The sequence below is a fragment of the Aureimonas sp. D3 genome (assembly GCF_001463805.1).
Classification (GTDB): domain Bacteria; phylum Pseudomonadota; class Alphaproteobacteria; order Rhizobiales; family Rhizobiaceae; genus Aureimonas; species Aureimonas ureilytica_A.
Window position 1 is genome coordinate 1 of record NZ_BBWM01000042.1, and the last position, 19,296, is coordinate 19,296.

Annotated in this window: 19 protein-coding genes; 10 read left to right on the top strand and 9 right to left on the bottom strand. The window is 64.9% G+C overall.

Going from position 1 to position 19,296, the window contains the following annotated elements; translation table 11 throughout:
- The coding region (locus AUL36_RS12550; RefSeq protein WP_156418370.1) for a M20/M25/M40 family metallo-hydrolase at positions 1-339 on the top strand (339 nt) is incomplete at its 5' end.
- Positions 340-343: 4 nt separating this feature from the next.
- Here the strand turns inward: AUL36_RS12550 and AUL36_RS12555 are convergent.
- From AUL36_RS12555 to AUL36_RS12570, 4 genes are all read right to left on the bottom strand, one after another.
- A complete protein-coding gene (locus tag AUL36_RS12555; RefSeq protein WP_082655809.1) occupies positions 344-1,708 on the bottom strand; it encodes a TadE/TadG family type IV pilus assembly protein in 1,365 nt (454 codons plus the stop codon).
- Positions 1,705-2,385 carry a TadE/TadG family type IV pilus assembly protein gene (locus AUL36_RS12560; RefSeq protein WP_062221247.1) on the bottom strand — a complete coding sequence of 227 codons (681 nt, stop codon included), beginning with the start codon at positions 2,383-2,385 and terminating at the stop codon, positions 1,705-1,707. The genes AUL36_RS12555 and AUL36_RS12560 overlap by 4 nt, the downstream gene beginning before the upstream one ends.
- Positions 2,382-2,939, bottom strand: a complete 558-nt coding sequence (locus tag AUL36_RS12565; protein WP_193752795.1) for a TadE/TadG family type IV pilus assembly protein — start codon at positions 2,937-2,939, stop codon at positions 2,382-2,384. The genes AUL36_RS12560 and AUL36_RS12565 overlap by 4 nt, the downstream gene beginning before the upstream one ends.
- 315 nt (positions 2,940-3,254) lie before the next feature.
- Positions 3,255-4,172, bottom strand: a complete 918-nt coding sequence (locus tag AUL36_RS12570; protein WP_062221250.1) for a LysR family transcriptional regulator — start codon at positions 4,170-4,172, stop codon at positions 3,255-3,257.
- A 137-nt stretch (positions 4,173-4,309) separates the two neighbouring features.
- On the opposite strand from AUL36_RS12570, the gene AUL36_RS12575 reads away from it, so the two are divergent.
- Positions 4,310-5,062, top strand: coding sequence for a sulfite exporter TauE/SafE family protein (locus AUL36_RS12575; RefSeq protein ID WP_062221252.1), 753 nt, complete (start codon positions 4,310-4,312; stop codon positions 5,060-5,062).
- A gap of 25 nt (positions 5,063-5,087) precedes the next feature.
- On the opposite strand, the gene AUL36_RS12580 is transcribed toward AUL36_RS12575, so the two are convergent.
- Together AUL36_RS12580 and AUL36_RS12585 are read right to left on the bottom strand one after the other, a co-directional pair.
- Positions 5,088-6,008: an ornithine cyclodeaminase family protein gene (locus AUL36_RS12580; protein WP_062221255.1), complete on the bottom strand. Its 921-nt coding sequence runs from the start codon at positions 6,006-6,008 to the stop codon at positions 5,088-5,090.
- A 10-nt stretch (positions 6,009-6,018) separates the two neighbouring features.
- Positions 6,019-7,164, bottom strand: a complete 1,146-nt coding sequence (locus AUL36_RS12585; protein ID WP_062221258.1) for a DSD1 family PLP-dependent enzyme — start codon at positions 7,162-7,164, stop codon at positions 6,019-6,021.
- A gap of 95 nt (positions 7,165-7,259) precedes the next feature.
- Between AUL36_RS12585 and AUL36_RS12590 the strand changes: the two genes are divergently transcribed.
- The 5 genes from AUL36_RS12590 (at position 7,260) to AUL36_RS12610 (ending at position 12,521) form a co-directional block, all read left to right on the top strand.
- Positions 7,260-8,165, top strand: a complete 906-nt coding sequence (locus AUL36_RS12590; RefSeq protein WP_062221260.1) for a LysR family transcriptional regulator — start codon at positions 7,260-7,262, stop codon at positions 8,163-8,165.
- A gap of 269 nt (positions 8,166-8,434) precedes the next feature.
- Positions 8,435-9,541: a dimethylsulfone monooxygenase SfnG gene (gene sfnG / locus AUL36_RS12595; RefSeq protein ID WP_062221263.1), complete on the top strand. Its 1,107-nt coding sequence runs from the start codon at positions 8,435-8,437 to the stop codon at positions 9,539-9,541.
- A gap of 48 nt (positions 9,542-9,589) precedes the next feature.
- Entirely contained in the window at positions 9,590-10,837 is a 1,248-nt protein-coding gene (locus AUL36_RS12600) for an SfnB family sulfur acquisition oxidoreductase (protein ID WP_062221323.1), read from the top strand.
- Between the two features lie 53 nt (positions 10,838-10,890).
- A complete protein-coding gene (locus AUL36_RS12605; protein WP_062221267.1) occupies positions 10,891-11,361 on the top strand; it encodes a 6,7-dimethyl-8-ribityllumazine synthase in 471 nt (156 codons plus the stop codon).
- Between the two features lie 95 nt (positions 11,362-11,456).
- Positions 11,457-12,521, top strand: coding sequence for a spore photoproduct lyase family protein (locus AUL36_RS12610; RefSeq protein ID WP_062221270.1), 1,065 nt, complete (start codon positions 11,457-11,459; stop codon positions 12,519-12,521).
- A 58-nt stretch (positions 12,522-12,579) separates the two neighbouring features.
- Here AUL36_RS12610 and AUL36_RS12615 read toward each other — a convergent pair whose 3' ends face one another.
- The 3 genes from AUL36_RS12615 to AUL36_RS12625 form a co-directional block, all read right to left on the bottom strand.
- Positions 12,580-12,819, bottom strand: a complete 240-nt coding sequence (locus AUL36_RS12615) for a DUF2934 domain-containing protein (RefSeq protein ID WP_058600359.1) — start codon at positions 12,817-12,819, stop codon at positions 12,580-12,582.
- A 209-nt stretch (positions 12,820-13,028) separates the two neighbouring features.
- Positions 13,029-13,490, bottom strand: coding sequence for a D-erythrulose-4-phosphate isomerase (derI, locus tag AUL36_RS12620; RefSeq protein WP_062221273.1), 462 nt, complete (start codon positions 13,488-13,490; stop codon positions 13,029-13,031).
- A 119-nt stretch (positions 13,491-13,609) separates the two neighbouring features.
- On the bottom strand, positions 13,610-14,605 hold the full coding sequence (locus AUL36_RS12625; protein WP_062221276.1) for a sugar-binding transcriptional regulator: 996 nt from the start codon (positions 14,603-14,605) through the stop codon (positions 13,610-13,612).
- 249 nt (positions 14,606-14,854) lie between these two features.
- Here AUL36_RS12625 and tkt point away from each other — a divergent pair, with 249 nt between their 5' ends.
- From tkt to fba, 3 genes are all read left to right on the top strand, one after another.
- Positions 14,855-16,867 (top strand): transketolase, encoded by a 2,013-nt coding sequence (tkt, locus tag AUL36_RS12630; protein WP_062221279.1) that lies wholly within the window; start codon positions 14,855-14,857, stop codon positions 16,865-16,867.
- Positions 16,868-16,996: 129 nt separating this feature from the next.
- The gene (locus AUL36_RS12635) at positions 16,997-17,764 is read left to right on the top strand and encodes a triose-phosphate isomerase (RefSeq protein WP_082655812.1); all 768 of its coding nucleotides are present in this window, start codon (positions 16,997-16,999) and stop codon (positions 17,762-17,764) included.
- A 23-nt stretch (positions 17,765-17,787) separates the two neighbouring features.
- On the top strand, positions 17,788-18,852 hold the full coding sequence (gene fba, locus AUL36_RS12640) for a class II fructose-bisphosphate aldolase (RefSeq protein ID WP_062221281.1): 1,065 nt from the start codon (positions 17,788-17,790) through the stop codon (positions 18,850-18,852).
- The last annotated feature ends 444 nt before the right edge of the window (positions 18,853-19,296 follow it).

The following is a 19,296-nucleotide window of genomic DNA, read 5'->3' on the forward strand; positions in this document are numbered from 1 at the left end:
GCGCGCACCGTCTGCGAACGCGAGGCGGAGCGCGCGCGCTGTGGCCTGCATGTGCGCCTTCTCAACGACATGGCGCCGAGCGCCTTCCCCGAGGCGATGCTGGCGCTGGCCGAAGCGGCCTGCACCAAGGCGGGCCTTGCGAACCGCCGCATCGTGTCCGGCGCGTTTCACGATGCGCTATTTCTGGCCCGCAAGGCCCCCGCGCTCATGCTTTTCACCCCCTGCCGGGACGGGATCAGCCACAACGAGGCCGAACATGTCGAGCCGCGCTTCTGCGTGTCGGGCGCGACGGCCCTGCTCGAAACGACGCTCGCGGTTCTCTGCTCGCTGGAGGGCTGAGCGTTTACCGTGTCAGGGCCAGCGGTTTGGTGATCGAACTCGTGATCTGGCTGACGGCGTTGTCGATCTCTTCCGGGCTCGACGCGTCGTAATAGTCATTTGGAGTGCTGACGCAGGCCGCCATGTTTTTTTCTATGACCTTCAGAAGAAAGGTCTGAAGCCCAATGAACTTCACGTTCGTCTGCCCTTTGGGGATCAGATACTTTGTATTAAGGGCTATAAATTGCGCACCCTTATCTTTGAGCGGTTTACACATTTGGGGATCGAAGGACTGAATCCGCCCTCCGAAATCCTCTGAGTAAGGGTCGAAATAGACGAAATTCGGATCCGTGTAATCATGTGTGTCGCCGGGATATTGCATCTGAGTGTCCTCTGTCCCGTCCGTCATGAGAACCACGATGGCCTTCGCCTTATCCTGTGTCATTCCATCGCCAGGGGGCTGAATCGCACTGTTTAGCTTTCGGAAGGCCACGTGAGCGTTCGTACCCCCCTGACTCGAGGCAGGTTCCAGCGTTGCGATGGCGGTGGCGGCTATCGTTGGGTTGTTCGTCAGACCGGTCAACACGTTGAATGAGGAGTTAAACGTGTAAAGTGCGACTCTGTACCGCTTGTCGCTTCGGGTCAGGAGCGTTGTTGCAAGCCTTTGAACGGCATCGCGCACGACGTCGATCCGCATTCGCGCGCCGTTCTGATGCGCGAGTTCATAAGTCGTTACGGACGGGTATCGCCGGTCGTTGCTCATAAGATCGGGCTGCATGATATGACAGGCGATGGCGCACCCGTTCTGCCATACGCCTGATCCGCCGCTCCAGAAGCGACGTACCGGCATATTCGTGATAATGTCCTGATCCCGCTCCGTCGCGCCGATGGCCATGGACTCCGACACGTCTATGAGGACATGAACATCGACATAAGGCGACAGCGTCACCGAGGCCCCTGAATTGCCCGCGATCTGAAAGGTCTTGACCCCAAACAGCTGCGCGAAAGCGGTGGGCACGCCGGCCGCGTACCCGGTTTGCGAGGTGATGGTCGATCCGTCGACCGTGACCTTCACGTTCACCGCGCTGAGATCGGTGTCCATGAGCCGCTGCGACTGCGCGGCCATATAAGCTTTGCCCTCTGCCTCTCCCTGCTGGATCGCGCTGGACTGGGAGGTCTGGCCGTCGTTCAGCAGATCGACCGTACGCTTTACGGACGCGAGAGCCGCGCTGTCGATCGCCAGTTCCAGCCGGCGCTTGACCAGAAGCGACTTGGCATAGTCCGTCGCCAGCCCGACAAAGCCCAGAAGCGGGATCAGGGCCAGCGCGAAGACGATCGCCATGCTGCCTTTGCGATTGCGACGCAGTTCTATGAGGCATCCGCGCTTCATGATGCGATCCCCGGACAAAGTCTGACTTGTGGCGTGGCGGCGGCGAGCCCGGTCAAGGCGGTTCGATCGGCGTTGCGCGGCAGGAACCAGCTCGACTCCGTCATCTGCCCGGACAAAGACGAGGCCAGACCAGCCAGGAGATCGGACGTGCCGATGAGATAGGGAAGGTAGGAAAGCGATGCGCGAACGGAGATCACGCTGCCCTGCCCGTATAATTCGGCGGGAATGACGTCCTGCGTCGGCAGAATGGGATTTCCGGAGGGGATCGTTCCGCAGGAGACTGGATTCTGGCCGACGCTCCAGGCGATCTGGGCGTCGTAGACACAGTTGGATTGGCAATCGGGCACGCGCTTGGCGAAAACGATGCTGGTGATTGTCACGTTCAGAACATCGCTCCAACGCTGGGCCTTGAGATGGGCGGCGACACGTTGGGCTTCCGGCGCGATCAGCGGCGATGCGCTCCAGATGCGCTGGACATCCGTCACGTCGGTTGTCGCCGGTAGCTGGGACGACATTTGCCCGACCATGCTGACGACCTGCACGACCTGATTGTTGGTCTGGATATATTTGCTGATCTCGAAGGTTCCCACGATCAGGATCAGGAGGATCGGCAGAATGAACGCGAACTCGATGGCGATGACGCCCTCTTCGCGCGTGGCAAGCTGGCGGGGCGTCATTTGCAGGGCCCCGTCCGCTTGGCCTGCACCGGCTCGATGCGCATGACGGCGAAGGACTGCAGCATCGTGACCTTTTGCCCGTTGTAGAGAGTGAACATCGAGGCAGGTAGAAGCCCCCCGGTGATCGGGGGCTGGGGGTAGGAGATGCGCAGGAACATGTATTCGCCCGACGAGCCCAGGCAGAACGTATCGGCCGAGCGCGAGCCAATGGGTGTGTTGGCCCATGTGCCGCTGTCGAAGGACGAACCGGCATTGGGCAGGAGGCCGGAATCCACGATCACTTTGGAACAGTCCAGAAGCGAGCCGAGTGCAGGGCAAAGACGATTGGTCTTGAACTTGTCGACCGTATCGTCCTGGGCGCGTTGTGCAACGCCGACTTGAATGGACCGGGAGGCCACCACCGTTGCATCGTCCAGACTGTGCTGGAGATAAAGCATATAGCCGATTTCGAACTGACCCAGCATCAGAACACAGAAGATCGAACCGAGGAGGGCGAACTCGATCGCCGCGCTCCCGGCCACGCCAGCTGCAAAGGTCGAAAACCTCGAAAACACTGGCATCCTTATGAGTGAAGCGGAACGAGCACTTGCTTCACTTATGCGCCTCTGTTCTTAACGAGGCGTCTCGCTCAAAGCGCGACTTGCACCGAATAGAGGTTAAAAGTATTTTTGCTTACTTCCTTACGTTCCTGGAATCTTCAATTCGGGGTTGCGCCAGGGCTGCGTGAAGGGACGGGGATGTTGTCACCTTATGGCCTTCCCTTGGCGCAGTCGCACCGCCCCAATCCGGGCAAGAGCCGTGCGCGCCTTGCGAGCGGATGAGATGCACTGCGTCCCATCGGGACCGCTCCGACGAGAGGGCCGGTGCGGTCAGGCGTTGCCCGTGGCGGAATGCGGGCGGGACCGGGCTTCGACCAATGCCAGATGCCGCCGCAGGCTGGCGTTCAGCGGATCGAGGCTCTCTTGTGATCGCCAACACAGGAGCAGCTTGCGCGTTGCCCAAGCGTCCGTCAGCCGTAGGCAGGAAAGCGGCATGGAGCGCCGCGCGCGCTGAGCGCTGAATTGCGGGATGATCCCGACGCCCGCGCCATCGGCTACCATGCGGCAGAGGCTCTCGAAGCTGCGCAGCCGGATGCGCGGGCGAATTCGATATCCCAGCCGCTCGCCCTGTTCTTCGATCTGGCCTTGCAGCGCGCCGTCGAAGCCGATCATCGGCTCGCCCGCCACATCCGCGAAGGCGACGCGCCGCTCCCGCGCGAGCCGATGGTTCGTCGCCGTCACGAGCACGAGACGATCGACCGCGAAGGGCGACGTCGACAGCGCGCTCGTGTCGGCGGCGTCTGAGACGATGCCGAGATCACACAATCCGTTTGCGAGCGCCTTGACGATGTCCGGGCTGGGCCGCTCGGCAAGCTCTATGTCCGCGCCGGGATGGAGCGCCAGAAACGGCCCGAGGCGCGCCGGCAGGCAGCCCGCGATGGCCGCCGAATTCGCCATGACGCGGACCCGTCCTCGAAAACCCCGGGCATGATCGGACAGCTCGGCCTGCATCGCGCCGACCTGCCGTAGCACGATGCGGGCATGATGGGCGAGCGTGTCGCCCGCCCGCGTCGGCTCGACGCCCCGTTGGCGGCGCACGAGGAGCAGCACGCCGGACGCCGCTTCCATGTCGCGCAGCCGCTCGCTCGCCGCCGGCAGAGACAGGTTCGCGCGCGCCGCGCCATGGGTGATACTGCCGGCGTCCACGATGGCGAGAAACAGGCTGAGGTCTGCCAAGTCGAAACGCATGGCCCATTGTGCCAGCGTTGAGGCTTAGTCGGAAGAACAAAGCAGCGGCGAAATTCGCTTTCAGGCTTCGGCTCAGCCGAAGTGTCGCTCGCCCCTTTCCGAATTGCGCTCTGGCCCCCCGCCGGGTTCATGGGGGAATGGACACGAACCTTTTTCTGATGGGCGCGGTCGGCGCCACATTCTTCTTCGCCGGTCTCGTCAAAGGCGTGACCGGCATGGGCTTGCCGACCGTGGCCATGGGGGTGCTGGGCGCGTTCCTGTCGCCGCTCGCGGCGGCCGGGCTGCTTCTCGTGCCGTCCTTCGTCACCAATCTCTGGCAGCTTCTGACCGGGCCAAGCGCTTTCCCTTTAATCCGACGCTTCTGGCCGATGATGCTGGCCATCCTCGCGGGAACCGTCGCGGGCTCGACGCTTCTGACGAGCGGCGACACGCGCGCCACCAGTATGGCGCTGGGGATCATCCTGTCCGTCTATGCGACCTATGCGCTGCTGGCGCGCCCGATCCGTGTGCCCCGACGCTTGGAGCCGGTCGCCAGCCCCCTCGTGGGTTTGATCACGGGGCTGGTGACGGGCGGAACCGGCGTCTTCGTGATTCCAGCCGTTCCCTATCTCCAGTCGCTGGGGCTGGAGCGCGACGAGCTGGTGCAGGCGCTGGGGCTCAGCTTCACAGTGTCCACCATCGCGCTGGCGATCGGCCTTGGCTGGCATGGGGCCGGCTTGCAGGGAGGCTGGCTCGCCTCCGCCTTGTGTGTTCTGCCGGCGCTGGCCGGCATGGCGGCGGGGCAGGCGATCCGCAGCCGGATCAGCCCGCTTCTGTTTCGCCGGATCTTCCTCGCCTTCCTACTCGTGCTCGGGCTCGACATGGCCACGCGCGCGCTCTGGCGCGGTTGAGCGTCCGCCGTCGGCGAGGCGCGGATCAGGTCGGGGCGACCTCCGCCAGGATGGCGCGCGCGATGAAAAGATCCTGCACCGCGATGCCGGAGCTGTCGAAGATCGTGATCTCGCCGTCGCTCGTGCGGCCGGGCACCGCGCCCAGCAAAACGGAGCCGATCGCCTCGATCCGTGCCTCCGGCCCGGCGTGCTGGAACTCGCCGATGCGGCAGGACTGCTCGCAGAGATCGCAGAAAAGCCGCGCGCGCTCGAACAGGGCGGGCGGCAGTTCCTGCTTGCCGGTCGCGTCGGAGCCCATGGAGGAGATGTGCGTTCCCGGCTTCACCCAATCCGCCTCAAACAAAGGCTCGCGGGCCGTGGTGGCCGCGACGATGATGTCGGCGGCGCGGCAGGCGTCTTCCGCCCCGCTCGGGCGCGCGGGCAGGCCCAGCGCACGCAGATCGGCCACCATGGTCTCCGTTGACGCGGCGGAGCGCCCGACCACCAGAACCTCCCGGAGCGCGCGCACCCGCGCCACTGCTGCCGCCTCGTAGCGCGCCTGATGGCCGGTGCCGAACAGCGCGAGCACTTCGGCATCCTTGCGGGCGAGCGTGTCGGTCGTCACCGCGTCCGCCGCCGCCGTGCGATAGGCGTTGAGCTGGCCGCCTTCCACGACGGCCTTGATCCGGCCGATCGCCTCGTCGATGAGGATGATGGTCGAGCTGTGTCGCGGCAACCCGCGCTCCGGATTGCCCGGCCAGTAGGAGCCGATCTTGAGGCCGACGATGCCGGGCGCTGCCCCCGACTTCACGGTGAAGCGGTTCGAGGGATCGAACGAATGGCCGAGCACGACGGGAAAGCTGGCGGTCTGCGGATCGACCGCCGCGATCAGCGCTTCGCGCACGGCGCGGTAGGCGAGTTCATGGGTCGCAAGGCGCGCGGATTGTTCTTCGGTGACGAGTTTCATGGCTTTCTCCTTACCAGCCGCCGAAACGGGACCAGCGCTTCAGCGGCACACCCGCTTCCTTCGGCAAGACATGATAGGCGTCGAACTGTCCCGCCGTCGCGCAGGCATGGTTGGGCACGATGCGCAGCCGGGTGCCGACCGGCAACTCGGGAAGCGCTGCCGTGCTGCCCTTTCGCAGCGCCACGATCCCGTGCTCCTGATTGGCGGTGACTACCAAAAGATCGTCCAGAACGCGGCCCGTTTCGTCGCAGACGAGGCCATAGCCCTGATCCACCGTCTGCGCCGCCGTACCCCGATCGCGCGACATCGCCATCCAGCCGGCGTCGATGAGAATCCAGCCGCGCTCGCGCTTGTGGCCGATGACGGTGGTCAGAACGGACAAGGCGATGTCCTCGACACGGCAGACGCCGATCCCGGCCATCACCAGATCGAAGAAGACATAGACGCCGGCGCGCATTTCTGTCACGCCCGTCAGGTCTCTCGCCGCATGGGCGGTGGGCGTCGAGCCGACGCTGACGACCGGGCATGGCAGGCCGGCCTCGCGCAGGCGTGCAGCAGCGGCCACGACCGCCGCCCGCTCGCGCTCGGCGAAGACGGCCTGCGCCTCCATGCCGACCGCGCCATAGCTTTCGCCCGCATGGGTCATGATGCCGCGAAGCGTCGCGCCGCCCTCCACCAGCCTGCGCGCGATCTCGACAAGCCTGCCATCGCCGGGTTCGAGGCCGCCGCGATGGCCGTCGCAGTCGATTTCGATCAGGGCCGGGATCGGCGCGTCCGTTTCGCGCGAGGCCGCCGCGACGGCGTCCGCTTGTTCGATCGTGTCGAGAAGAACGGTCAGGTCGCAGCCCGCCGCGCGCATCTTCGCCACCTGAGGCAGCTTCTGCGGCGCGATGCCGACCGCATAGAGAATATCGGTGACACCGGCCTCGAAGAAGACCTCCGCCTCGCGCAGCGTCGAAACGGTGGCCGGGCCGTTGCCGCCGTCCAGAAGATGCCGGGCGACATCCACCGACTTCGCGGTTTTGAGATGCGGCCGCAGACCAACGCCAAGCCCGGCCATGCGCCCGCGCAGGCGCTCGATATTGGCTAGCATCCGCGATTCGTCGAGCAGCAGCGAGGGGGTGGGAAGATCGGCGAGTTGAGGATGAGCGGTCATAGCGTGGGTCCTATGGCGAGGTCGCTCGATTCTTAACTCGGTGACCTTGCATCTGAAATTTACCGGGCCTGCATTTCGGATTAAGTCTGGCCTTTATGCTCACCTCGCAGGATCTCGCCTTCTTCGCCGTTCTGGCGTCCGAACCCTCGCTGGCGGCGGCGGCTCGTTCGCTCGACGTGACGCCGCCGGCCGTCTCGCAACGGCTTCAGGCGCTGGAGCGACGGCTCGGAATGCGGCTGGTGGACCGCTCGGGCAGCCAGCTGAGCCTCACGTCGGAAGGCGCGCTTCTGGCCGAACGCGGGCAGGCGGTGCTGGAAGACTTGGAAAGCCTCGCCGCCGAGCTTCGCGAGCGCTGCGACATCGTGAGCGGCCCGCTGCATGTCGCGGCGCCCCTCGGCTTCGGGCGCGCCTTCGTGGCACAGGCAATGGCGCGGATGCGTCAGCTTCATCCGGCGGTGGAGCTGAAGCTGACGCTTCTGGACGATCCGGCGAGCGGCATCCGGTCGGACCGATGGGACGTGCTGGTGCAGGTCGGCCCGCTCGCTGACAGCGCCCTCGCCATGCGCCGGCTCGCGCCCAACCGGCGCATTCTCTGCGCATCCCCAGCCTATCTCGAAGCGCTGGGACATCCCGTCCATCCGCAGGACTTGGCGCAGCATGTGTGCGGGGTGATACGGGAGGATCAGGCTGACGTGACGCTCTGGAGCTTCGGCGGGGATGATGGCGAGACGGCCACGATCCGCGTGCGACCGGAACTCACCAGCAATGACGGCGAGGTGATCAAGGCCTGGGCGCTGGCCGGGCTTTGCATCGTCCAGCGATCGGAATGGGACATAGCCGGCGAGCTGCGCGCCGGGCGTCTCATCGAACTCCTACCTTCCTGGCGGATGCCCGATGCCGATGTGGTGGCGCTGCTCGGGCCTCGCCAGGGGCGGGCCGCACGCATGGAACGCTTCGCTCAGGTGCTGAAAGACCTGCTGACGCCCGTGCCCTGGCGCTGAAACGCAAAGCGTCTGCTCCGATCCCAAGCGAGATCGCCTCTCGATCCGGCGACGGAATTTTCCGTTCCGCCGCCAAAAACAAAATAATCTATCTGATCTATGGATTTTAAAATCGTATCTTGAGCGCATCTGCAACGGCCCCGAGGTACCCCATGTCGCTGTGCCGCATCCCCTGCCCGACCGGCTTCTGAGGCCGCTGCCTCTCTCGTTTTCCCCTCGCGCCGACCTTTCGTTTGGCCTGATCGATTCCTTGTCGAAGGAGCCTATTGATGACCCAGACCTCCGCTTCGTCCGATCTGAAATTTGCCTATTGGGTGCCCAATGTTTCGGGCGGCCTCGTCGTCTCCAACATCGAGCAGCGCACGAGCCACGACCCGCAGTATAATGTCGAGCTGGCGCAGATCGCGGAGCGCTCCGGCTTCGACTACGCGCTCAGCCAAATCCGCTTCACGGCGGGCTATGGGGCGGACGAGCAGCATGAAAGCGTGTCCTTCAGCCAGCATCTGCTTGCCCATACGACCAGTCTCAAGGTGATCGCCGCGCTTCTGCCGGGTCCGTGGAACCCGGCGCTGGCGGCCAAGCAGCTCGCGACGGTGCATATTCTCAGCGGCGGTCGCATCGCGGTGAACATGGTGTCCGGCTGGTTCCGGGGCGAGTTCCATGCGATCGGCGAGCACTGGCTGGACCATGACGAGCGCTACCGCCGCACGGAAGAGTTCATCCGCAGCCTGCGCGGCATCTGGAGCGAGGATGCCTTCACCTTCCGGGGCGACTTCTACCGCTTCAACAACTATTCCCTGAAGCCCAAGCCCGTCGAGCCGCAGCCGGAAATCTTCCAGGGCGGCTCGTCGCGCGCCGCGCGGGATATGGCGGCGCGCGTGTCGGACTGGTACTTCACCAATGGCAATACGCCGGAGGGTCTGGCCGCCCAGGTGAACGACATCCGCGCCAAGGCCACTGATGCGGGCCGGCGCGTGAAGATCGGCATCAACGCTTTCGCCATCGTGCGCGACACGGAGGAAGAAGCGCGGGCCGTGCGCGACGAGATCGTCGCCAAGGCCAACCCGGAGGCGGTCAGGGCCTTCGGCCACGAGGTGAAGAATGCCGGCAAGGCCTCGCCCGAAGGCGAAGGCAATTGGGCGAAATCCACATTCGAGGACCTCGTTCAATATAATGACGGGTTCCGCACCAATCTCATCGGAACGCCCTTGCAGGTGGCCGAGCGCATCGTCGCCTTGAAGCGCGCGGGGGCCGATCTGATCCTCCTCGGCTTCCTGCATTTCAAGGAAGAGGTCGAGCATTTCGGTCGAACCGTCATTCCGCTCGTGCGCGAGCTGGAAGCCTCCCAAGCGTCCCACCGCTTGGCCGCCGAATAAGGGCATCTGCCCTTTCCGTCCCCATCCGTCAAACGAGGAATGGCTTCCATGACCATTGCCGGACAGAAAATCGAACCGGCGGCTTCGGCTGTCCCCGGCCTGCCCCGCCCCACCGCGCACGCCCACGTCATCAGCGACGATGCCGAAGCGATCGCCGTCGCTCACGCGATTGCCGACCGCATCCGGCCGGGCGCGGCCCGGCGCGACGCCGAGCGCATCTGGCCCGTCGAGGAACTCGACGCCTATTCGCAGTCGGGCCTCTGGTCGATCAACGTGCCCAAAGCCTTCGGCGGGCCGGAGGTTTCCTATGCCACGCTGGCGAAGGTGATCGAGATCGTCTCGGCCGCCGATCCTTCCATCGGTCAGATCACGCAGAACCATCTGGGCGTCGTCGCGGCCATTCGCACCGTCTCGGACGAGGCGCAGCAGCGCCTTTTGTTCGGCGAGGTTCTGCGGGGCACTCGCTTCGGCAATGCCTTTTCGGAATTCGGCTCCAAACGTGCGGCGGACTTCGAGACGCGCTTTGTGGACGCGGGCGACCATGTGATCGTGACGGGACGCAAGTTCTATTCGAGTGGCGCGCTGCTGGCCCATCTCGTGCCGATCGTCGCGCTGGATGAGGAGGGTCGCGCCTGGTACGCGATCGCCGATCGCAATGCCGAGGGGCTGACGGTCATCGACGATTGGTCGGCCTTCGGCCAGCGCACCACCCTGTCGGGCACCGTGATCCTCGACGGCGTGAAAGTGCCCAAGACCCATCTCGTGCCGGGCTACAAGGGCTATGAAGTGCCGACGGCGGACGGGGCGATCTTCCAGATCATCCAGGTGGCGGTGGACACCGGCATCGCACGCGCCGCGATCGCGGAGACGATCGACTTTGTGCGCACCAAGTCGCGCGCATGGGTGGATTCCGGGCTGGAGCGCGCCTCGGACGATCCCTACACGATTCAGGCCGTCGGCGCCTTGACCCTTCGGCTCCATGCCGCGCAGGCGTTGCAGGACATCGCGGGCCATGCCGTCGATCGGGCCGTGGCGAACCCGAGTACCGAAACCGTGGCGCAGGCGCAGATCGCCACCGCCGAAGCCAAGATCCTGTCGACGGAAATCGCCATCGAGGCCACGAACAAGCTCTTCGAACTGGCCGGCACGCGCTCGACCCTCGCCGAACATCACCTCGACCGCCATTGGCGCAACGCCCGCACCCATACGCTGCACGATCCCGTTCGCTGGAAATACGCGATCATCGGCAACCATGCGCTGAACGGCGTCAACCCGCCGCTTCACGCCTGGAGCTGAGGGGCCGCGCCGCCGGTCCGTCCATCGCTCTTCTTCTTTATCGGAACTTCACCATGACCGCTCCCCGCTACGCCTTCATCAAAGCCAATTGGCACACCGACATCGTGACGCGCGCGCTCGACGGGTTCGCGGAACGCATCCCGCTGGATCAGGTCGACGTGATCGACGTTCCCGGCGCGTTCGAACTGCCCTTGATGGCGCTGGAACTCGCGCGGACCGGGCGATACGACGCCATCGTCGCCGCCGCGCTGGTGGTCGATGGCGGCATCTACCGGCATGATTTCGTCGCGCAGGCCGTGGTCGATGGGCTGATGCGCGCCGGGCTGGAGTCCGGCGTGCCCGTCCTCTCCGTCTCCTTGACGCCGCATCATTATCAGGAGACCGAGCACCACACCGCGATCTTCCGCGCGCATTTCGTCGAAAAAGGTCGTGAGGCCGCTGCGGCCGCGCTCCAGATCGTGGACGCGCGAAGCAAGGCGCTTCATCGCAAGGCGGCGGAGCCGCGTCTCGTCGCGGCCGAATGACAATGGGTCGGGGTGTGGCGCGGGAAAGGGAATAAAGTCCCGGCCCGGAGTCGCAGCCCCCTCCCCCGCTTCCGCGCGGCTCCATATGGGAGGCCATGAACGCCCGTCCGCTGATCGACCCGCAGCTCATCTATCTCGAACCCGCCGTGCGCCAGCGTCGGCGTGGGCAGGACATTCTGGCGCGTTTCCCGGATGCGCGTCAGGTCGAGGTGGAGAGCCATTGGCGCATTCCGGACCTCTTCAACGACCCATCGAGCCTCGATGCTTGGCTGCGCATCAAGCGGGACGTTCTGGTGCTGGGCGTCAAGAAGACGCTCGCCATGCGGCCGAACGGGCGCAGCGCCGATTTCATCGCACCGTCCTCGTCCAACGGCTGCGCCATGGCCTGTTCCTATTGCTACGTGCCACGCCGCAAGGGCTATGCGAACCCGGTGTCGCTCTTCGTCAATCTGGACGAGATCGCCGATGCCATCCGCCGCCATGCGCTGAAGTTCGGCCGCAAGGGCGAGGCGAACAGTATCGACCCGGTGGACTGGGTCTATGATCTCGGCGAGAACGGCGATCTCTCGGTCGATGCCACGATCTGCGACAATGTCCGTGATCTCGTCGTCGCGTTTCGCTCTATGCCGAACGCCAAGGGCTCCTTCGCCACGAAGTATGTCAATCGCGACCTGCTGGGCTACGACCCGCAGGGGCGCACGCGCATCCGTTTTTCACTCATGCCGCCGGCCATGGCAAAGCTCGTGGATATCCGAACGTCCCCGATCGGCGAGCGCATCGCCGCGATCAACGATTTCGTCGCGGCCGGCTATGAGGTTCACGCCAATTTCTCGCCCGTCATCGTGCATGAGAATTGGGAGGCGGAATGGAAGGCGCTGTTTCGCGAAGTCGATGACCAGCTCTCGCCAGCGGCCAAGGCGCAATTCAAATGCGAGGTCATCATGCTGACCCACAATGCGGGGCTGCACGAGATCAATATGAACTGGCATCCGAAAGGCGAGGCCGCGCTCTGGCGGCCCGACCTTCAGGAAAAGAAGATCAGCGAAAGCGGCATGGTGAACCTGCGCTATCGCGCCGGCTGGAAACGCCAATGGCTGGGCCGCCTTCGGCAGTGGCTAGAGGAAGCCATGCCCTATTGCGAAGTGCGTTACGCCTTCTGACACGGAGCAAGCGGACCGATCTTCCGAGATCGCAACCCGCCGGCGCGGCAATGGCAAATCAGTGATAGGTCGCGGTCTCCGCCACGAAGGGCTGGGCCGACCAGAGCATCCGGCGCATGAAGGCGATCTCGCCTTCGAAACCATTGGCCTCATACCAGGGCTGAGAAGGATCGGATGCCAGGCGCTGGCGCTCCGCCATCAGCCAATGTTCCAGCGCGCGGCCATCGGGATAGCCTTCGGCCTGCCAGATCGCATAGGCGCGATCACGGATCATCTGGGTCTCGTCGCTATGGACCATCGCCAACACTCCTGCCACAGTCTTTCAGTGTAAAGTGTAGAGCGGGACGCTGCACCCGGTAAGACCTCGGTCCAGAGCAGGACGTTTCGTCGCTTGCAAGAGGAGCGACGTGAGGCGAACGCGCCACAGGCAAAAGCGGGGCCGGCCGTATCGACCAACCCCGCATCGTCATACGAAAGCTGCGCGCGAAAGGCGCGACGAGCTGTGGTTCAGCAGCTCTTGTACTTCTGGTCCATCGCGTCGATCGCCTCGACATTCGGGCCCGACGAGGAGGCGGGATCGAAGGTCTGCGCGAGATAGCTGTCAACGATCGCCTTGGCCAGTTCGGGACCGATGACACGCGCGCCCATCGTGATGATCTGCGCGTTGTTCGACAGCGCGGCGCGCTCGGCCGAATAGGTGTCGTGCGTCAGGGCCGCGCGGATGCCGGGAACCTTGTTGGCCGAGATGCAGACGCCGATGCCGGTGCCGCAGATCAGGATGCCGCGATCATAGGTGCCGTCCAGCACCTGGTTGGCGATCCGGTCGGTCGTCGTCGCGTAGCGCTCGGACTCGCCGTTCGGCGCCGCGCTTGCATCTACCACCTGAAGGTCGCTGCGCTTGGACAGGTGCTCGTGAATGATCTTCACCAGCGAAACGCCCGCGCTGTCGCCGCCAAGAACGATCTTCATGGATTTGTCTCCTTTGGAGGATAGTCTGCCAATCAACGGCCCCTACAGCCTCGTGGCATCGTAGGGTCGATCCCGCGCCGTCTGCTGGGTGTTACTTCAACCACTTTCTGAGCATATGTTCAAGCCTGCGCGGTGCCGGCCGACCCGGAAAGCCGCGTCGCTTCGTCGAGCGCCAGAATGCTCTGCGCATTGGCGAGCGATGTCGCGAGAATGTCGATCACGCCCGTGCGAAGCGCGGCAAGGAGCGCAAGAGCCTTGTTGGCCTCGCTCGCGATGGCGACGACATGCGGGATCGCGCGCATCTCCTCCAGTCGGAGACCGATCACCCGCCCGCCCAGAATCTCGTTTCGCTCGCGCCCTTCCAGATCGAAGAAGTCGTAGCCCATGAGATCACCGACGACGCCGGCTGCGCGCGCGGCCAGAATTTCCTCGCGTTTGAACCAGCCCATGCGCACCATATGGCTTTCCTCGCCGAGATCGCCGATGCCGATCAGCGCGAAATCGGCCGAGCGCGCGACATCCAGCGTGCGCCGCACCGTCTGGTTTCGCAGGAGCGCGTCGCGCAAGGCAGCTTCGGGCACATAGGCGGGAGCGTAGAGCGTTTCGGGCGTGCCGCCGAAGCGCCGCGCCAGTTTACGGCAGATATGGTCGGCATTGCCGGGCTCGCCGGCCCGGTGCGCGCCGCCCGTGGCGCAGACGAAAACCGCGTTTTCCACGACCGCGCGGCCGCGCGTGTCGGCGACGGCTGCAACGTTGCGTCCCATGCCGACGGCGATCGTCGCGCCGTCGAACAGTTCGCGCTCCAGAAAATCCGCCACCACGAGAGCGAGGTCCGCGCGCTGCGCCTCCGGGTCGCCGCGATCGGCCGCGATCAGGGCGCGCTTGATCTGGAAGCGCTGGCAGAGCCGGGCTTCGATATCGCTCGCGATCGCGCGGTGAACGCGAATGCGCACATCCACCACACCCTCCTCCCGCGCCTGTCGCAGGAGACGGCTCACCTTCATGCGCGACAGGCCGAACTCGGCTGCGATGTCGGCCTGCGTCGCATCGCCCTCGTAATAGCGGCGCGCGATTTCGGTTATCAATTCGATCTCGGTCGGGGCGACGGCGTCCACAAAAGCCCTCCCAGCTTCAGCGCTGCGATGCGAGTTCGCGCGGCCATAGTGACAAGTCTGGAATGTTCATATGCGGTTTCGGCGTTCAAATGAACATATTTCCGCGCGAGCCGATTGATTTGATCGCCCACCCGTGGGATTGCTCGTGCCCGAACGGAGAGGGTTTCTCTTCCGTCGCGTCAGGTTCCCCGCAGAGGCGGCGGCGCGGGCGCATCGGATGAGCCAGCCCCCGCATCTCGGAGGACGCACATGCTCGATAAACCGAACCTTCCCCCGCTCGACGTCGAAGCGACGCGCTATCTCGCCAGCGGCATCCGCTTCCTGTCGATGGACGCGGTGGAAGCGGCCAATTCCGGCCATCCCGGTATGCCGCTCGGCATGGCCGATGTCGCGACCGTGCTGTTCTCGCGCTTCATGAAGTTCGACGCCAGCCAGCCCAACTGGCCGGACCGCGACCGCTTCGTGCTGTCGGCCGGCCATGGCTCGATGCTCCTTTACAGCCTGCTGCATCTGACGGGCTACGAGGACTTCTCCATCGACGAGCTGAAGCGCTTCCGCCAGCTTCATTCCAAGGCGGCCGGCCACCCCGAATTCGGCGAAGGCGCCGGCATCGAGACCACCACCGGCCCGCTCGGCCAGGGCTTGGCCACCGCCGTCGGCATGGCGCTTGCCGAGCGCATCCTGAACGCGCGCTTCGGCTCGGAGCTTTGCGAACATTATACCTATACGATCGCGGGCGACGGCTGTCTGATGGAAGGCGTCAGTCAGGAGGCGATCTCGCTCGCCGGCCATCTGAAGCTGAACAAGCTGATCGTTCTGTGGGACGACAACCGCATCACGATCGACGGCGCGACCAACCTCACCACGTCCGACGATGTGGCGGGCCGTTTCGCCTCCGCCAACTGGAACACGGATGCCGTGGACGGGCATGACCCCGCCGCCATCGCGAGCGCCATCGAGCGCGCGCGCCAGTCCGACAAGCCGACCCTCATCGCCTGCCGCACCACGATCGGCTATGGCGCGGGCAAGAAGGCCGGCACGTCGGGCGTTCATGGTTCGCCGCTGGGCGCAGAGGGTATCGCGTTTGCTCGCGACTACTTCAAGTGGGGCCATGAGCCCTTCGTCCTGCCGGAAGACCTGACCGACCAGTGGAAGAGCTTCGGCCGCCGTGGCGCGGCTGACGCGAAGGCTTGGGGTGAGCGTCTGGCCAGTGCGGATGCCGCCCAGCGCGAAGCCTTCGAGCGCGTTCTGAAGGACGGGTTCGACGGTGACCCGGCGGATATGCTCGCCGAGCTCAAGACCAAGATGATCGCCGACAAGGCTTCGCTTGCCACGCGCAAGGCCGGCCAAATGGTGATCGACGCGCTTGCGGCCAAGTCGCAGAAGCTTATCGGCGGCTCGGCCGATCTGTCGGGCTCGAACCTCACCAAGGCCGGCGCAGCCAAGCCCGTGCAGGCTGGCGCTTACGACGGCAATTACGTGTTCTATGGCGTTCGCGAACACGCCATGGCCGCGATCATGAACGGCCTGTCGCTGCATGGCGGCTTCACGCCCTTCGGCGGCACGTTCCTTTGCTTCTCCGACTATGCCCGCCCGGCCATGCGCCTGTCGGCTCTGATGCACCAGCCGGTCGTCTATGTCATGACGCATGACTCGATCGGCCAGGGCGAAGACGGCCCGACGCATCAGCCGATCGAGCACTTGGCCTCGCTGCGCGCCATGCCGAACATGCTCGTCATGCGCCCGGCGGACGGCGTCGAGACGGTGGAGTGCTGGGAAGCGGCGTTGGGCGGCGTCAAGGCGCCGACGACGCTCGTTCTGTCGCGCCAGAACCTCAAGGCGGTGCGGACCGAAGCGTCGGCCGAGAATCTGTCGGCCAAGGGTGCTTATGTCCTGCGCGAGGCCGAGGGTGGCGCGCGTGACGTGACGATCCTTGCCACAGGCTCGGAAGTCGAGATCGCCGTTGCCGCCGCCGAGCGTCTGGCCGGCGAAGGCGTCAAGGCCGCTGTCGTCTCCCTGCCCTGCTGGGAGCTGTTCGCGCAGCAGCCCAAGAGCTACCGCGACACCGTGCTCGGCGCTGCGCCGCGCATTGCGGTCGAAGCCGCTTCGCCCTTCGGCTGGACGCGCTTCGTCGAGGACGAGGACGACGTCATCGGCATGACGGGCTTCGGCGCGTCCGCGCCGGGCGGCGATCTCTACAAGCATTTCGGCATCACGGCCGAAAAGGTCGCGGAAAAGGCCAAGGCCAAGGCCCGCGCCTGATCCTCGAAACAGAAGGGCCGGTTCGAAAGAGCCGGCCTTTTTCATGACGGGGCATTCCCACCCGAAGCCCCCTGCCCCGCGCCGGCATGAACGCTGGTGAGCGGATCGAAGACCCCTGGAGGAGCCATTTTGCAAAAGCGTCCCTGGATCGGCACCAGCTGGAAGATGAACAAGACGATCGCGGAGGCCGACGCCTTCTGCGAAACCCTCAAAGCCTCGGATCGCTCGCGCCGGTCCGACGATGCCCAGCTCTTCGTCATCCCGCCCTTCACCGTCTTGCACCGCGTGGCGGAGCATCTGAAGGAGACGGACGTCATCGTCGGCGCGCAGAACGCGCATTGGAAGGATGCCGGTGCCTGGACCGGCGAGGTTTCGGTGCCGCAGGTTCGCGATTGCGGCGCGGCGCTGGTCGAGATCGGCCATTCCGAACGACGCACCTATTTCAACGAGACGGATGAGACCGTGGCGCTCAAGACGGCCGCCGCCGTGCGCCATGGGCTGACCGCTCTCGTCTGCATCGGCGACACCCGCGAGGAATACGAGGCCGGGCGTACCGAAGAAGCGCTGGAGCGCCAAGTTCTGGCCGCCATTTCCGAGGTCGACTGGGCCAGCGGCGCGAAGGTGATCCTTGCCTATGAGCCGGTGTGGTCGATCGGCGAAGGCGGCACGCCCGCAGAGCCCGACTTCGCCGACGCCCAGCACAAGCGCATCAAGGCGCTGACCGCAGACAAGCTCGGCGCGCCGCTCTCGGTCGTTTATGGCGGCAGCGTCAATCCCGGCAACTGCGTCGATCTGGCCCTGTGTGAGCATATCGACGGCCTCTTCATCGGCCGCTCCGCCTGGAATGCGGACGGCTATCTCGGCATTGTCGCCGACGTCACGGCCGCGCTCGGCTGAGCCCCACGGAAGGACAAGACCCCATGGCCCTGATCACCCTCCGCCAGCTTCTCGACCACGCCGCCGAGTATGGCTACGGCGTGCCCGCGTTCAACATCAACAACATGGAGCAAGGGCTCGCCATTCTGGCCGCCGCCCAGAAGACGTCCTCGCCCGTCATCCTTCAGGCGAGCCGCGGCGCGCGCGCCTATGCCAACGACCTGATCCTCGCTCGCCTGATCGAGGGGCTGGCGGAAATGCATCCCGACATTCCGCTCTGCATGCATCTCGACCACGGCAACAACGAAGCCACCTGCATCACCGCCATCCAGCACGGCTTCACCTCCGTCATGATGGACGGTTCGCTCCAGGAAGACGGCGCGTCGCTCGCCGACTACGCCTACAATGCCGGAATCACCCGCCGCGTCTCCGACATGGCCCATTGGTGCGGCGCCTCGGTGGAGGGCGAGATCGGTGTTCTCGGCTCGCTCGAAACCGGCTCGGGCGAAAAGGAAGACGGACACGGCTTCGAGGGTACGCTCAGCCATGACCAGCTTCTGACCGACCCGAACGAGGCGGCGCGCTTCGTGGAGGACACGCATGTCGATGCGCTCGCCGTCGCCATGGGCACCTCGCACGGCGCCTACAAATTCTCGCGCAAGCCCGATGGCGATGTTCTGGCGATGAACGTCATCGAAGCCATCCACCAGAAGCTGCCGAACACGCATCTCGTCATGCATGGCTCCTCCTCCGTGCCGGAGGATCTGCAGGAGATCGTCAACAAGTATGGCGGTGAGATCAAGCCGACCTGGGGCGTGCCGGTGGAGGAGATCCAGCGTGGCATTCGCCATGGCGTGCGCAAGATCAATATCGACACGGACTGCCGCTTGGCGATGACGGGCGCGATCCGTAAGGTCTTTGCGGAGAAACCCGAGGAATTTGACCCCCGCAAATATCTCGGACCCGCCATGGCGGCCGTCACGAAGCTCGCCGCGCAGCGCTTCGAGGAGTTCGGCACGGCGGGCCATGCGCCCAATATCAAGCCGATCGCATTGGCTGATATGGCCAAGCGCTATCGCAGTGGCTCGCTAAAGACTTCCGCGGCCTAATTCGGGGCGGACCATACCGCCCTTCGCGCGATTCCCGAGGCCGACGCCCATCTAGGGCGCCGGCTTTTTTCTTGCCTACGGGGCGTCCGCCCCCGCATCCCCACGCATGATCGGTTCCTCTCCAGGCGTGACGCCATGCGGGACTGGCGCGTGCGATCAACTATGACCCCATCGCGTGAAAGCGCAGAGCGGGCTGGGGATGTGCGGTTCGAGTGACGCTCATCAACCTGGGTGCCGGAGGAGTGCCCTCTCAAAAGTGTATGGGGCGTTCAATACAAGCTGCGCCACGCCTTCATGCGACGGGTGTGCATAGGGATCGGAAATGCTCAAGACCCCATGTCGACGGGCTTTCGTGGCGAGAGATGCGGCCTCGACAGGCTCGGGTAGTGGCCGATTCCTCTCCCTCGGGAATCACGCGTTGCTCGTCACGGAACGCCTGAAGCG

What these genes read in the sequence shown, in the direction of transcription:
- AUL36_RS12555 (WP_082655809.1), bottom strand. Translation starts at nt 1,708, where the DNA reads ATGAAGCGCGGATGCCTCATAGAACTGCGTCGCAATCGCAAAGGCAGC.
- AUL36_RS12560 (WP_062221247.1), bottom strand. Translation starts at nt 2,385, where the DNA reads ATGACGCCCCGCCAGCTTGCCACGCGCGAAGAGGGCGTCATCGCCATC.
- AUL36_RS12570 (WP_062221250.1), bottom strand. Translation starts at nt 4,172, where the DNA reads ATGCGTTTCGACTTGGCAGACCTCAGCCTGTTTCTCGCCATCGTGGAC.
- AUL36_RS12575 (WP_062221252.1), top strand. Translation starts at nt 4,310, where the DNA reads ATGGACACGAACCTTTTTCTGATGGGCGCGGTCGGCGCCACATTCTTC.
- AUL36_RS12580 (WP_062221255.1), bottom strand. Translation starts at nt 6,008, where the DNA reads ATGAAACTCGTCACCGAAGAACAATCCGCGCGCCTTGCGACCCATGAA.
- AUL36_RS12585 (WP_062221258.1), bottom strand. Translation starts at nt 7,164, where the DNA reads ATGACCGCTCATCCTCAACTCGCCGATCTTCCCACCCCCTCGCTGCTG.
- AUL36_RS12590 (WP_062221260.1), top strand. Translation starts at nt 7,260, where the DNA reads ATGCTCACCTCGCAGGATCTCGCCTTCTTCGCCGTTCTGGCGTCCGAA.
- sfnG (WP_062221263.1), top strand. Translation starts at nt 8,435, where the DNA reads ATGACCCAGACCTCCGCTTCGTCCGATCTGAAATTTGCCTATTGGGTG.
- AUL36_RS12600 (WP_062221323.1), top strand. Translation starts at nt 9,590, where the DNA reads ATGACCATTGCCGGACAGAAAATCGAACCGGCGGCTTCGGCTGTCCCC.
- AUL36_RS12605 (WP_062221267.1), top strand. Translation starts at nt 10,891, where the DNA reads ATGACCGCTCCCCGCTACGCCTTCATCAAAGCCAATTGGCACACCGAC.
- AUL36_RS12610 (WP_062221270.1), top strand. Translation starts at nt 11,457, where the DNA reads ATGAACGCCCGTCCGCTGATCGACCCGCAGCTCATCTATCTCGAACCC.
- AUL36_RS12615 (WP_058600359.1), bottom strand. Translation starts at nt 12,819, where the DNA reads ATGGTCCATAGCGACGAGACCCAGATGATCCGTGATCGCGCCTATGCG.
- derI (WP_062221273.1), bottom strand. Translation starts at nt 13,490, where the DNA reads ATGAAGATCGTTCTTGGCGGCGACAGCGCGGGCGTTTCGCTGGTGAAG.
- tkt (WP_062221279.1), top strand. Translation starts at nt 14,855, where the DNA reads ATGCTCGATAAACCGAACCTTCCCCCGCTCGACGTCGAAGCGACGCGC.
- fba (WP_062221281.1), top strand. Translation starts at nt 17,788, where the DNA reads ATGGCCCTGATCACCCTCCGCCAGCTTCTCGACCACGCCGCCGAGTAT.